Source organism: Mycolicibacterium holsaticum DSM 44478 = JCM 12374, from assembly GCF_019645835.1.
In the GTDB taxonomy this organism is placed as follows: Bacteria; Actinomycetota; Actinomycetes; order Mycobacteriales; family Mycobacteriaceae; genus Mycobacterium; species Mycobacterium holsaticum.
Genome location: NZ_CP080998.1, coordinates 990,004 through 1,003,285 on the forward strand (window position 1 = coordinate 990,004; position 13,282 = coordinate 1,003,285).

The window sequence follows — 13,282 nt, forward strand, 5'->3', positions numbered from 1 at the left end:
CTGCAAGCCAAGCGGATATTCCGTGGGCGATTGTGAGGTGTATCACTGTTGGGCCGCGGTGAGATCGACCACATGAGCGGTAGGCGGTGCAAACGAACGCCGCGCCTGTCGATAAAGTTCCTCCGAGCCCTCGTCAGGCCCAACCTTTGCAGTCAACGCGCTAGAGACAGTGAGTCCATGGATCTCTTCGAATATCAGGCGAAAGAACTGTTCGCCAAGCACAACGTGCCCACCACGCCCGGCCGGGTGACCGACACCGCCGAGGGAGCCAAGGCGATCGCCGAGGAGATCGGCAAGCCGGTGATGGTCAAGGCACAGGTCAAAACCGGCGGCCGCGGCAAAGCCGGCGGCGTCAAGTACGCCGCCACCGCCGACGACGCCTTCACCCACGCGCAGAACATCCTCGGCCTGGACATCAAGGGCCACGTCGTCAAGAAGCTGCTGGTCTCCGAGGCCAGCGACATCGCCGAGGAGTACTACATCTCGTTCCTGCTCGACCGCGCCAACCGCACCTACCTGGCGATGTGCTCGGTCGAGGGCGGCATGGAGATCGAAGAGGTCGCGGCCACCAAGCCGGATCGGCTGGCCAAGGTGCCCGTCGACGCCATCAAGGGTGTCGACGAGGCGTTCGCCCGCGAGATCGCCGAGAAGGGTCACCTGCCCGCCGAGGTGCTCGACGCCGCGGCGGTGACGATCGCCAAGCTGTGGGAGGTCTTGGTCGCCGAAGACGCCACGCTGGTCGAGGTCAACCCGCTGGTGCGCACGCCTTCCCTCGGTGAGGGCGACCCAGGGCAGATCCTGGCGCTGGACGGCAAGGTCACGCTGGACGCCAACGCCGACTTCCGCCACCCCGAGCACGCCGAGTTCGAGGACCGCGACGCGACGGACCCGCTGGAGCTCAAGGCCAAGGAGAACGACCTCAACTACGTCAAGCTCGACGGTGCGGTCGGCATCATCGGCAACGGCGCGGGCCTGGTGATGTCGACACTGGACGTGACGGCGTACGCGGGGGAGAAGCACGGCGGGGTGAAGCCGGCCAACTTCCTCGACATCGGCGGCGGCGCGTCCGCCGAGGTGATGGCCGCCGGGCTGGACGTCATCCTCAACGACCCGCAAGTCAAGAGCGTCTTCGTGAACGTGTTCGGCGGCATCACGGCCTGCGACGCCGTCGCCAACGGCATCGTCAACGCGCTGAAGATCCTCGGTGACGAGGCCAACAAGCCGCTGGTGGTCCGTCTGGACGGCAACAACGTCGAGGAAGGTCGCCGCATCCTGGCCGAGGCCAACCACCCGCTGGTGATCCAGGCCGACACCATGGACGCCGGTGCCGACAAAGCCGCCGAGCTGGCCAACAAGTAAAGGACCCAGGGTTTATGTCTATTTTTCTGAACAAGGACTCCAAGGTCATCGTCCAGGGCATCACCGGCGGTGAGGGCACCAAGCACACCGCGCTGATGCTCAAGGCCGGCACGCAACTGGTCGGCGGCGTCAACGCGCGCAAGGCCGGAACTGAGGTGTCGCACGTCGATAAAGATGGCAAAGACATCAAGTTGCCGGTGTTCGGCACCGTCGCCGAGGCCATGAAGGAGACCGGCGCCGACGTGTCCGTGGTCTTCGTGCCGCCCAAGTTCGCCAAGGACGCCATCATCGAGGCCATCGACGCCGAGATCCCGCTGCTGGTGGTCATCACCGAGGGAATTCCGGTGCAGGACAGCGCATACGCGTGGGCCTACAACGTGCAGAAAGGGCAGAAGACGCGGATCATCGGGCCGAACTGCCCCGGCATCATCACCCCCGGTGAGGCGCTGGCGGGTATCACCCCGGCCAACATCACCGGCTCGGGCCCGGTCGGCCTGGTGTCGAAGTCCGGCACGCTGACCTACCAGATGATGTTCGAGCTGCGCGACTTCGGCTTCTCGACCGCGATCGGCATCGGCGGCGACCCGGTCATCGGCACCACCCACATCGACGCCATCGAGGCGTTCGAGAAGGATCCCGACACCAAGGTGATCGTGATGATCGGCGAGATCGGCGGCGACGCCGAGGAGCGTGCTGCCGACTACATCAAGGCCAACGTGACCAAGCCGGTCGTCGGCTACGTCGCGGGCTTCACCGCGCCCGAGGGCAAGACGATGGGCCACGCCGGTGCGATCGTGTCGGGTTCCTCGGGCACCGCGCAGGCGAAGAAGGAAGCGCTGGAGGCCGCGGGTGTGAAGGTGGGCAAGACCCCGTCGGCGACGGCCCAGCTGGCCCGGGAGATCCTGCAGAGCCTCTAGCGCTCTGTGCGCGAGATTGGGGAAGGGGCCGGCGATGGCGGTCGATCCGCGGACTCCGGTGCTGGTCGCCGTCGGCCAGTTCACCGAACGCATCGACGACCCCGACTACCGGGGCATGTCGGCGGTGGACCTCGCGACCGAAGCGGTCCGCGCGGCGCTGACCGACACCGGGGTCGACCCGGCCGTGATCGCCGAGGCGATCGAAACGGTGTACGGGCTGAGGCAATTCGAGATCTCCGGACCCATGCCGGCCACGCTCGGCAAGTCGAACAACTACCCGCGCTCGGTGATGAACCGGGTGGGCGGGAATCCGGCCCGCGTCGTGCTGGAACCCGTCGGCGGACAGGGGCCACAAAAGCTCGTCACCGAGGCGGGCACTGCGATCGCGGCCGGCGAGGTGGACGTCGCGATGATCATCGGCTCCGAACCGGGATCGACCGCACGCTACTTCGCCAAACGTGAGGACAAGCCGGACTTCACCGAACACGTCGACGGCCAGTTGGAGGACCGCGGTCACCAGATCCACCAGTACTTCACCGAGTACACCGCCTCACACGGGTTGACCGGTGCGGCAGTGCAATACGGGCTGCTCGACAACGCGCGCCGCAGCCGGCTCGGGCTGGGTGTTGTCGAGTATCGGCGACAGATGGCCGAGTTGTTCGCGCCGATGTCGAAAGTCGCGGCGAAGAACCCGTTCTCGTCATCGCCGGTCGAGCGTTCGGTCGAGGAGATCTGCACGATCACCGACGACAACCGGATGATCTGCGATCCCTACCCCCGCCTGCTGGTCGCGCGAGATCAGGTGAACCAGGGCGCGGCCGTGATCATGATGTCGGTGGCGGCCGCCCGTCGTCTCGGCGTACCCGAGGCGAAATGGGCATATCTGCACGGTCATTCGGATATCACCGAGCAGGCGCTGCTGGACCGTGTCGACCTCGGCGCCAGCCCTGCGGCAGTGCACGCGTCGCGAGAAGCCTTGCGGGTCGCCGAGATCGGCGTCGACGACATCGCCATGTTCGACCTGTACAGTTGCTTCCCGTTCCCGGTGTTCGTCGTCTGCGAGGCGCTCGGCATCGACGGTGCAGACCCGCGCGGGCTCACGGTGACCGGGGGCCTGCCCTACTTCGGCGGGCCGGGCAACAGCTACTCGCTGCACGCGATCGCCGAGACCGTGACGCAACTGCGCGACAAGCCAGGCGAATTCGGCTTCGTGGGCGCCAACGGCGGCACGATGAGCAAGTACTCGGTCGGTGTCTACTCCACCCGGTCGGCCCCATGGCGGTCCGATCGCAGCGAACAACTCAACCAGCAGATCAGTGCGTTGCCGAACGTTCCGGTGACCACCTCACCCGCAGGTGCAGCCACGATCGAGACGTACTCCGTGCGGTACGACTGGCCCACCACCACGGGCATCATCGTCGGACGCCTGGACGCCGACAATGCGCGTTTCATGGCCACCACCGAGGATCCCGACCTGGTCGCGCTGATGTGCGACGGTGATCCGCTCAACGCCGCCATCCACGTCCGGTCGACAGAGCACGGCAACCGCGCGACGCTGAGGTGAACGACCGTGAAACGGGTGCTGCTGGCCGCGGTGGTGGTGCTCGCTTCGCTGACCGGATGCGGTTCGCGCGCCTCCGAGGGCAACACGATCGTGGTGTTCGCGGCCGCGTCACTGCAAACTGCGTTCACCGAGATCGGTAAGCAGTTCGAACAAGCTGATCCCGGTGTCTCCGTGCAGTTTTCGTTTGGCGGATCATCGGACCTGGTGACCCAGTTGACACAGGGTGCGCGGGCCGACGTATTCGCCTCGGCCGACGTCACCAACATGGACAGGGCGATCGACGCCGGGCTGGTGGCGGGCGAGCCGCTGAACTTCGCGTCGAACACGCTGACCATCGCCGTCGCACCCGGCAACCCCAAAGACATTGCGTCGCTGCGTGACCTGACGCGGCCGGACACCACCGTCGTCGTCTGCGCACCGCAGGTGCCCTGCGGTGCGGCCACCCGGCGTGCCGAACAGGCGGCGGGCGTCGATCTGTCCCCGGTCAGCGAGGAGTCATCGGTCACCGACGTGCTCAACAAGGTGAGCAGCGGACAGGCCGATGCCGGGCTGGTCTACGTCACCGACGCGATCGACGCCAAAGACCAGGTCAGCGCCGTGGCCTTTCCCGAATCGAACGGCGCCGCCAACACCTATCCGATCGCGGCCCTGAGGGAGTCTGAAAAGCCCGATCTGGCAAGAAGGTTCGTCGCAGCCGTCACCGCCGAACCCGGGCAGCGGGTGCTGCGTGCGGGCGGCTTCGGCGCCCCCTGATCAGGCCAGGGCGGCCAGTTTGCCCGCGAGACGCTCGACGTAGGCGGCGACGTCGTCGGGGGATTTGTCCGGCAGGCCGAACAGCACCTCGGTGACGCCCAGGTCGGCCCAGCGTGCCAGCTTCTCCGGGTCCGGCTTGAAATCCAGCGCCACGATCTGCGGTGCGCCCTGCCGGCCCGCGCCGGCCCAGATGTCCTGCAGCTGCTTCACAGGAGCATCGATGTCGAAGTCGCGCGGCGTGGTGATCCAGCCGTCGGCCGAGCGCGCGATCCACTTGAAGTTCTTCTCGGTGCCCGCCGCGCCGACCAGCACCGGGATGTGCGGCTGCACCGGCTTGGGCCATGCCCAGCTCGGCCCGAAACTGACGAACTCGCCCTCGTAGGACGCTTCCTCCTGGGTCCACAGGGCCCGCATGGCCTCCAGATACTCGCGCAGCATCGTGCGCCGGCGGCCCGGGGGTACGTTGTGGTCTTTGAGCTCGTCGGTGTTCCAGCCGAAGCCCACGCCGAGGCTGACCCGGCCGCCGGACAGGTGATCGAGGGTGGCGATCGACTTGGCCAGCGTGATCGGGTCGTGCTCGACCGGCAGCGCGACCGCGGTGGACAGGCGCACCCGGGTCGTCACCGCGCAGGCCGTGCCCAGGCTGACCCACGGATCCAGCGTTCGCATGTAGCGGTCGTCGGGCAGCGACTCGTCGCCGGTCGTCGGGTGGGCGGCCTGCCGCTTGATCGGGATGTGGGTGTGTTCGGGCACGTAGAAGGTGGTGAACCCGTGGTCGTCGGCGAGCTTGGCCGCGGCTGCCGGGGTGATCCCGCGATCGCTGGTGAAAAGTACGAGCCCGTAATTCATGCCTCGAATTAGAACGTGTTCTAGTGGCGGTGGCAATACCGGGGTCGATATGGCACCGAGCAACGTCCGCATCCCGCGGTCGGCCACCGCCCCGAAAACTCGTCGCGGAACGTGTTGCGCCGTATCGCAAACTCTGCCGCGGTTTTGCGCACTACCGCTTTCTGCACGTCCGCTGGGAATTCGAGTACGTCCGTGCGCCGGCATCGCCCGTGGTGCGCGAAACCGAAGATTCCGAAGAGGATTCGATCGGGCAACCCGTGCCCGCGTCGATGCCAGCCAGGTGCGCTAGCGTGGTCTTCAAGCCCGTCCAGCACAGGAGAGGTCATGACCTACCCGCCCGGTCCGCCCGGTAGCCCCGGATATCCGTCCGCACAACAGCCGACCCACCAGTTCGCCGCGCCGACACAGCAGTTCGGCAAGGTGAACGAACCCGCAGCCGCGACGCCCGAAGGCGCCAGCAGGCTGCCCGCCTATCTGATCGCCGCTGTCGCCGCGCTCGGCCTGGCGGTCTATCTGTCCAGTTTCGGCCCGCTTTTCACGATCGCCGCATCGGATTTCCCCGGCCTGGTCGACGTCAGCGGCGGCTCGTTCGGTCTGGTGCTGGCCGTGGCTGCCGCGGTGCTGGCCGGCCTGCTCGCCGGTGTCAGCCTGCTGCCCCGGCAGACGGTGGCGACATCGCTGATGACGGTGCTCTCGGTGCTGGCGTTGCTGCTCGTCATCGCCGAGGTCATCAACAAGCCCAGCGTCGCCTCGATCGACTGGGGGCTGTACCTGGTCATCGCGTTCACCGTGCTGCAGGCGATCGTCGCCGTGGCGGTGCTGCTGTTCGAGTCAGGCATCATCACTCCGCCCGTCCCGCGCCCGAAGTACGAGCAGAACTACGGCCAGTACGGCGGTCCCGGCGGGCCCTACTACGGCCAGCAGTACGGCGGGCCGCAGCAGCACCAGCAGCACCAGCAGCGGCCGGGTTATCCCACGCCCTACGGCGGTTATGGCAGCGGCCCGTCGACCGGCGGGTTCGCCGGTCCGCAACCCGGCTCGCAGCAAGGGACACAACCCGGCTCGCAGCAATCGGGCTCGCAGTCCGGCGGTCAGAGCGGCCCCCCGACCCCGCCGACCGGCTTCCCGACGTACGGGCAGCCGCCGTCGAACTCGAATCAGACGACACAGGCGTCCTCACAGCAGTCGTCCTCCTCGCAGTCGGGGCAGACGCCGTCGTAGTCTGAGCCGCGCGTGCGTCAACTTCGCACGCGGTGAGCTTGTGCGAGGAGCGGCCAACCAGTGGACAACCGACCGGTGGGCACGCGTCAAGCACGTGAGCTGATTCGGGTTGCGTTCGGTCCGTCGATCGTCGCGCTCGTCATCATCGCCGCGGTCGTACTGATCCAGCTGCTCATCGCGAACAGCGAGATGACCGGCGCGTTCGGTGCGATCGCCAGCATGTGGCTGGGTGTGCACCTGGTGCCGGTGTCCATCGGTGGTGCCGAGCTCGGCGTGATGCCGCTGTTGCCGGTGCTGGCAATGGTCTGGGGCACGGCCCGCACGACGGCGGCTGCCACCTCACCCCAGAGTTCGTGGTTCCTGACCCGGTGGGTGGTCGGATCCGCGCTGGGCGGACCGCTGCTGATCGCGGCGATCTCCCTGGCGATCGTCCACGACGCCGCCTCGGTGCTGACCGACCTGCAGACGCCCAACGCGCTGCGCGCCTTCGGCAGCGTCCTGGCGGTGCATGCGGTCGGCGCGGGCGTGGGCGTGGGATCCCGCGTCGGCAGGCGGCTGCTGAGCGCGTCGCCGCTGCCGCGCTGGCTGCCCGACGCGATCCGCGCGGCCACCGCGGGAGTGCTCGCGCTGCTCGGCCTGTCCGGTGTCGTGGCCGCCGGATCGCTGATCGTGCACTGGTCGACCATGCATGACCTGTTCGGGATCACCGAGTCGGCGTTCGGACAGCTCAGCCTCGCTGCGTTGTCGGTCCTGTACATCCCGAACGTGCTGGTGGGCACCGCGGCGGTCGCCGTCGGTTCCAGCGCCCACATCGGGTTGGCGACGTTCAGCTCGTTCACCGTGTTCGGCGGCGACATCCCTGCGCTGCCGGTGCTGGCGGCCGTGCCGACCCCGCCGCTCGGTCCGATCTGGGTGGCGCTGTTGATCGTGGCCGCGGTCTCCGGGGTGGCGATCGGCCAGCAGTGCGCGCGACAACCGCTGCCGTTGGTGCCCGCGCTGCTCAAGCTCGTCGTCGCGGCCGCACTCGCGGCGGTGACGATGGCGCTGCTCGGCCACGCCGGCGGGGGGCGGCTGGGCAACTTCGGCGACGTCGGCGTCGACCAGGCCACGTTCGGGCCCGCGGTGTTCCTGTGGTTCGCCGGTATCGGTGGGCTGACGGTGGCGATGTCCGGCGGCGTCACGCGCAGACCGAGAACGGCCGAGCCCAAACCCGAGCCCGACCCCGACCCCGAGCCTGAACCCGAGCCCGAGGCTGAGCTCGAGCCCGACCCTGAACCCGACCCCGAACCCGACCCTGAGCCCGAGCACATCGGCGACGACGACGCAGCACCCGAGGTTGGCGAAAAGGCGCCCGCCGCCGCGGCGGTGCCCATCGAGGACCCCGAGGAACACTTCGTCGTCGACGACGACGGTGCGCCGGACACCGCAGACCGGCCCCACAACGGTGACCATTAGGCTCCCAGACGTGCAGGAACCGCTTCGTGTGCCGCCCAGCGCACCGGCGCGGGTGGTGGTGCTGGCCTCGGGCACCGGTTCGCTGCTCGCCTCCCTGCTCGCCGCCGCGGTCGGCGACTATCCGGCCCGAGTGGTCGCGGTCGGCACCGACCGCGACTGCGCCGCCCTGCAGATCGCGGCGTCGTCGTCGGTGCCCGCGTTCACCGTCGCGCTTGGCGACCAACCCGACCGCGCCGCATGGGACGCCGCCCTCACCGAGGCCGCCGCCGCATATGCGCCGGACCTGGTGGTATCGGCGGGGTTCATGAAAATCCTTGGTCCCCAATTTCTTTCTCGCTTCCCCGGCCGGGTGCTCAACACCCATCCGGCGCTGCTGCCTGCCTTCCCCGGCGCGCACGCGGTGACCGACGCGCTGGCCTACGGTGTCAAGGTCACCGGCTGCAGCGTGCATCTGGTCGACGCGGGTACCGACACCGGACCGGTGCTGGCCCAGGAGGCGGTGCCGGTCCTCGACGACGACGACGAAGCCACCCTGCACGAGCGGATCAAGGTCGTGGAGCGACGACTGCTCGTGGACGTACTGGAAGCGCTCGCGACCCGCGGCGTGACCTGGACCGGACGAAAGGCGACCCTGGGATGAGCGATAAACGGCCGATTCGGCGCGCGTTGGTCAGCGTGTACGACAAGACCGGCCTCGCCGAACTGGCCCGCGGACTGCACGAGGCGGGCGTCGCCATCGTCTCGACCGGGTCGACCGCCAAAACCATTGCCGGCGCCGGTGTTCCGGTCACCCCGGTGGAGGAGGTGACCGGTTTCCCCGAGGTGCTCGACGGCCGGGTCAAGACCCTGCACCCGCACGTGCACGCCGGTCTGCTGGCCGATCAGCGCAAACCCGAACATGTTTCGGCGCTGGCCGACCTGGGCGTCGCCGCGTTCGAGCTCGTGGTAGCGAACCTGTATCCGTTCACCGAGACCGTCGCATCCGGCGCGGGCATCGACGAGTGCGTCGAGCAGATCGACATCGGCGGCCCATCCATGGTCCGTGCCGCCGCCAAGAACCATCCCAGCGTCGCCGTCGTCGTGGACCCGCTGGGCTACGACGGGGTGCTCGCCGCGGTGCGCGCAGGCGGGTTCACGCTGGAAGAGCGAAAGAGGCTGGCGGCGCTGGCGTTTCGGCACACTGCCGAGTACGACGTCGCGGTGGCGTCGTGGATGGGCTCGGTGCTGGCGCCCGAGGGCGGGCCGGCGCCCGCATCGTTGCCGCAGTGGCTGGGTGCGACGTGGCGACGGGACGCGGTGCTGCGCTACGGCGAGAACCCGCACCAGCAGGCCGCGCTGTACCGCGACGACGCGGCGTGGCCCGGGCTGGCGCAGGCCGAGCAACTGCACGGCAAGGAGATGTCCTACAACAACTACACCGACGCCGACGCGGCCTGGCGCGCGGCGTTCGACCACGAAGAGACCTGTGTCGCGATCATCAAGCACGCCAACCCGTGTGGCATCGCGGTCTCCTCGGTCTCGGTGGCCGACGCGCACCGCAAGGCCCACGAATGCGATCCGCTCTCGGCGTTCGGCGGTGTGATCGCCGCCAACACCACGGTCAGCGTCGCGATGGCCGAGACGGTCGCCGACATCTTCACCGAGGTGATCATCGCGCCCGCCTACGAACCCGGTGCGGTGGAAGTGCTGGCGCGCAAGAAGAACATCCGGGTGCTGGTGGCTTCGGAGCCGCAGTCCGGCGGTTCGGAATTCCGCCAGATCAGCGGCGGCCTGCTCGTCCAGGAGCGTGACGCGTTCACCGCGCCCGGGGACGACGTGGTCAACTGGACGCTCGCCGCCGGTTCGCCCGCGGACCCTGCGACGCTGGCTGATTTGAAGTTCGCCTGGCGGGTGTGCCGCGCGGTGAAGTCCAACGCGATCGTGGTGGCCGCCGACGGCGCCACCGTCGGGGTGGGGATGGGTCAGGTCAACCGGGTCGACGCGGCGCGGTTGGCCGTGCAGCGTGCCGGGGACCGGATGCGCGGCGCGGTCGCGGCGTCCGACGCGTTCTTCCCGTTCCCCGACGGGCTCGAGACGCTCATCGAAGGCGGGGTGAAGGCCGTCGTGCATCCCGGCGGCTCGGTGCGCGACGAGCAGGTCACCGAGGCCGCCGCCAAGGCCGGCATCACGCTCTACCTCACCGGCGCGCGTCACTTCGCACACTGAAACCGGCGGCGGCGGGCAGGATGAACTGCGCCGTCACCACTCGTCCCGAACGGAGCAGCATCGTGGCCGTCTTCATCAGCTACTCCAGTCGTGACACGGAGACCGTCGGGCATCTGGCGGCCGCGCTGCGTCGCGGCCACCATGACCTGTGGATGGACGATGAACTCAGCGGGGGAGACGCCTGGTGGCGCGCGATCCTCGGCAAGATCCGAAGCTGTGACGTCTTCCTGGCGGCCCTTTCGCAGAACATGTTGCAGTCCAAGGCATGTCAGGCTGAAATCCGCTACGCATTGGCGCTGGGCAAGCCCATCTTGCCGGTGCTGGTCGGTCCGGTCGACAGCATGCGCACCAACCCGCTGGCCGGTATGCAGGTGATCGACTTTCAGCAGCGCAGCATCGAGGCGTGGATGGAACTCGACGAAGCCGTTCGTGCGAAGCAGGCCTCGGCGCCCGCGCTGCCCGATCCGCTGCCCGCCGAACCGCCGATGCCGTTCGGCTACCTGATGCGGTTGGGCGGGCAGATCAGCGGATCTCAGCTGACACCGCAGCAGCAGACGGTCATCGTCGCCGAACTTCGGGCCGCCCTCGACGACGACGGGGACGACGCGGGTGCGCGCCGTGACATCTGCGCGTTGCTGGGGCAGTTACGCGACCGCCAGGACGTCACCTATCGCACCCGAACCGAGGTCGACGCGCTGCTGGGCCAGGCCGAGCCGGCAACACCGCCGCCGGCGGAACCGCCGCAGCGCGGGCGTCGTCTGGGCTGGGTCATCGGCGCGGTCGGTGCCGCCGTCATGCTCGTCGCCGTGATGGCGTTCGTGGTGGTGAACCGCGGCACGGAAACCGACTCCGACGCGCGCTCGGCCGCGCCGCAACCCCCAGCCAGCGTCGGAGCCGGCGACGGCGGGGCCCCCGCGGTCCCGGCCGCGGAAGCGACCGTCGGCGGCGCCTGCGCACCCACCGAGGGACAGCTGGCCGTCATCCAAACCGACCCTGACGAACCCGTGCTAAAGATGCCGCAACCGCCCGGCTGGGAGCGCAACACCTGGATGGAGTCGGACGGAATCTTCCGGTTCGCGCTCTACAACAACAGCATGATGAGCACCGACGGCGTGGCACCCAGCGCGCTGGTGTCACTGGACGAGGAGCGGTCGCTGACACCCGCCGACAGCATCTTCATGCTCAAACGCGGGGCCCTGTCGGCCATCGGCGCCACTGACGTCACGACCGAGAAGCACACCGTCTGCGGGCTGCCCGCCGAGACGGTCCGCTACCTGACCGGCGCGATCGCCGGGCTGGCACCGCATCCGGCCACCCTGCTCCTCGTGTCGTTGCAGACCGCCGATCGGACCTACACCGCGTCGCTGACGATCGAAGCCGTCGACTCGCAGGATCCGACGTTCGAGGCCGACGCCGAATCGATGTTGTCCGGCTTCCAGATGCTGCCGCCCGCGGGTCGCTAGCTTCGGGACGGCCGAACGTGGGTTACCCGCACGCCATCGGCACCCGAACCGTGGCATAACCCCACACTGGACCGTCGGCGCGCGGAGTTGCGTAACTTGGAGTGGTGACTCAACCACGTGATCTGCCCCGCACCGTCGGCGAGCTGAGAGCTTCCGGCCACCAAGAGCGGGGCGTGAAGCAGGAAATCCGGGACAACTTGCTGGCCGCCCTCGCCGAGGGCCGCGACCCATGGCCGGGCATCCTCGGGTTCGACGACACCGTGATCCCGCAGCTGGAACGGGCCCTGATCGCTGGTCACGACGTCGTACTGCTCGGTGAACGCGGGCAGGGCAAGACGCGGCTGCTGCGCGCGCTGACCGGTCTGCTCGACGAGTGGACGCCGGTCATCGAAGGTTCGGAGCTCGGTGAGCACCCCTACAGCCCGATCACGCCCGAATCGATCCGGCGCACCGCCGACTCCGGCGACGACCTGCCGATCGTGTGGCGGCACCGCAGCGAGCGCTACACCGAGAAGCTGGCCACCCCCGACACCAGCGTGGCCGATCTGGTCGGCGACATCGACCCGATCAAGGTCGCCGAGGGCCGCAGCCTCGGCGACCCCGAGACCATCGCCTACGGGCTGATCCCACGCGCACACCGCGGCATCGTCGCCATCAACGAGCTGCCCGACCTCGCCGAGCGCATCCAGGTGTCGATGCTCAACGTGATGGAGGAGCGCGACATCCAGGTGCGCGGATACACCCTGCGGTTGCCGCTGGACGTCCTCGTGGTGGCCAGCGCGAACCCCGAGGACTACACCAACCGCGGGCGCATCATCACCCCGCTCAAGGACCGGTTCGGCGCCGAGATCCGCACCCACTACCCGCGGGAGCTCGACGCCGAGGTCGGCGTCATCAAGCAGGAGGCGCAGCTTTCCGCCGAGGTGCCCGAGTACCTGCTTGCGGTGCTGGCGCGCTTCGCCCGCCACCTGCGCGAGTCGCGCTCGATCGATCAGCGCTCGGGGGTCTCGGCCCGGTTCGCGATCGCGGCCGCCGAAACCGTCGCCGCGGCCGCGCGGCACCGCTCGGCCGTGCTCGGCGAGCAGGATCCGGTGGCCCGGGTGGTCGACCTTTCCACGGTGATCGACGTGCTGCGGGGCAAGCTCGAATTCGAGACCGGCGAAGAGGGCCGCGAACAGGCGGTGCTCGAGCACCTGTTGCGCCGCGCCACGGCCGACACCGCCCAACGGCTACTCGGCGGCATCGACGTCGGCCCGCTGGTGGTGGCGATCGAGAACGGTTCGGCGGTCACCACAGGCGATCGGGTGTCGGCGCGCGAGGTGCTGGCCGCGGTGCCCGAAGTGCCCGCGATCGCCGAGGTGCAAAAGCGCCTCGGCGCGACGACGGACGGCCAACGCGCCGCCGCCGTCGAACTGGCGCTGGAGGCGCTGTATCTGGCCAAGCGGATCGACAAGGAATCCGGCGAAGGTGAAACTGTCTATGGTTAAACGCCGCCG

The 13,282-nt window shown here is 68.7% G+C and carries 11 protein-coding genes; 10 read left to right on the top strand and 1 reads right to left on the bottom strand.

The genetic code is table 11. The features are described 5' to 3' along the window. The first annotated feature begins 72 nt into the window (after nucleotides 1–72). Genes sucC through modA form a run of 4 tightly spaced genes read left to right on the top strand, consistent with a single transcriptional unit; the run spans nucleotide 73 to nucleotide 4,593 of the window. The gene (gene sucC / locus K3U96_RS04915) at nucleotides 73–1,359 is read left to right on the top strand and encodes an ADP-forming succinate--CoA ligase subunit beta (RefSeq protein WP_268928482.1); all 1,287 of its coding nucleotides are present in this window, start codon (nucleotides 73–75) and stop codon (nucleotides 1,357–1,359) included. 14 nt (nucleotides 1,360–1,373) lie between these two features. Beyond that, nucleotides 1,374–2,276, top strand: coding sequence for a succinate--CoA ligase subunit alpha (gene sucD, locus K3U96_RS04920; protein WP_069406086.1), 903 nt, complete (start codon nucleotides 1,374–1,376; stop codon nucleotides 2,274–2,276). 34 nt (nucleotides 2,277–2,310) lie between these two features. Beyond that, a complete protein-coding gene (locus K3U96_RS04925) occupies nucleotides 2,311–3,840 on the top strand; it encodes an acetyl-CoA acetyltransferase (RefSeq protein ID WP_220692256.1) in 1,530 nt (509 codons plus the stop codon). Nucleotides 3,841–3,846: 6 nt separating this feature from the next. Next, the gene (gene modA, locus K3U96_RS04930) at nucleotides 3,847–4,593 is read left to right on the top strand and encodes a molybdate ABC transporter substrate-binding protein (protein WP_220692257.1); all 747 of its coding nucleotides are present in this window, start codon (nucleotides 3,847–3,849) and stop codon (nucleotides 4,591–4,593) included. On the opposite strand, the gene K3U96_RS04935 is transcribed toward modA, so the two are convergent. Beyond that, the gene (locus tag K3U96_RS04935) at nucleotides 4,594–5,442 is read right to left on the bottom strand and encodes an LLM class F420-dependent oxidoreductase (protein ID WP_069406172.1); all 849 of its coding nucleotides are present in this window, start codon (nucleotides 5,440–5,442) and stop codon (nucleotides 4,594–4,596) included. It abuts the gene before it with no gap. A 324-nt stretch (nucleotides 5,443–5,766) separates the two neighbouring features. Here K3U96_RS04935 and K3U96_RS04940 point away from each other — a divergent pair, with 324 nt between their 5' ends. From K3U96_RS04940 to K3U96_RS04965, 6 genes are all read left to right on the top strand, one after another. Continuing rightward, nucleotides 5,767–6,663 (top strand): DUF5336 domain-containing protein, encoded by an 897-nt coding sequence (locus K3U96_RS04940; protein ID WP_220692258.1) that lies wholly within the window; start codon nucleotides 5,767–5,769, stop codon nucleotides 6,661–6,663. Between the two features lie 60 nt (nucleotides 6,664–6,723). After that, a complete protein-coding gene (locus tag K3U96_RS04945; protein WP_220692259.1) occupies nucleotides 6,724–8,118 on the top strand; it encodes a cell division protein PerM in 1,395 nt (464 codons plus the stop codon). 10 nt (nucleotides 8,119–8,128) lie between these two features. Next, a complete protein-coding gene (gene purN / locus K3U96_RS04950) occupies nucleotides 8,129–8,758 on the top strand; it encodes a phosphoribosylglycinamide formyltransferase (RefSeq protein ID WP_220692260.1) in 630 nt (209 codons plus the stop codon). Next, on the top strand, nucleotides 8,755–10,323 hold the full coding sequence (gene purH / locus K3U96_RS04955; protein ID WP_220692261.1) for a bifunctional phosphoribosylaminoimidazolecarboxamide formyltransferase/IMP cyclohydrolase: 1,569 nt from the start codon (nucleotides 8,755–8,757) through the stop codon (nucleotides 10,321–10,323). The genes purN and purH overlap by 4 nt, the downstream gene beginning before the upstream one ends. A gap of 62 nt (nucleotides 10,324–10,385) precedes the next feature. Next, a complete protein-coding gene (locus K3U96_RS04960) occupies nucleotides 10,386–11,786 on the top strand; it encodes a toll/interleukin-1 receptor domain-containing protein (protein ID WP_220692262.1) in 1,401 nt (466 codons plus the stop codon). Nucleotides 11,787–11,890: 104 nt separating this feature from the next. After that, nucleotides 11,891–13,273: a sigma 54-interacting transcriptional regulator gene (locus K3U96_RS04965; protein WP_220692263.1), complete on the top strand. Its 1,383-nt coding sequence runs from the start codon at nucleotides 11,891–11,893 to the stop codon at nucleotides 13,271–13,273. Nucleotides 13,274–13,282: the final 9 nt, after the last annotated feature.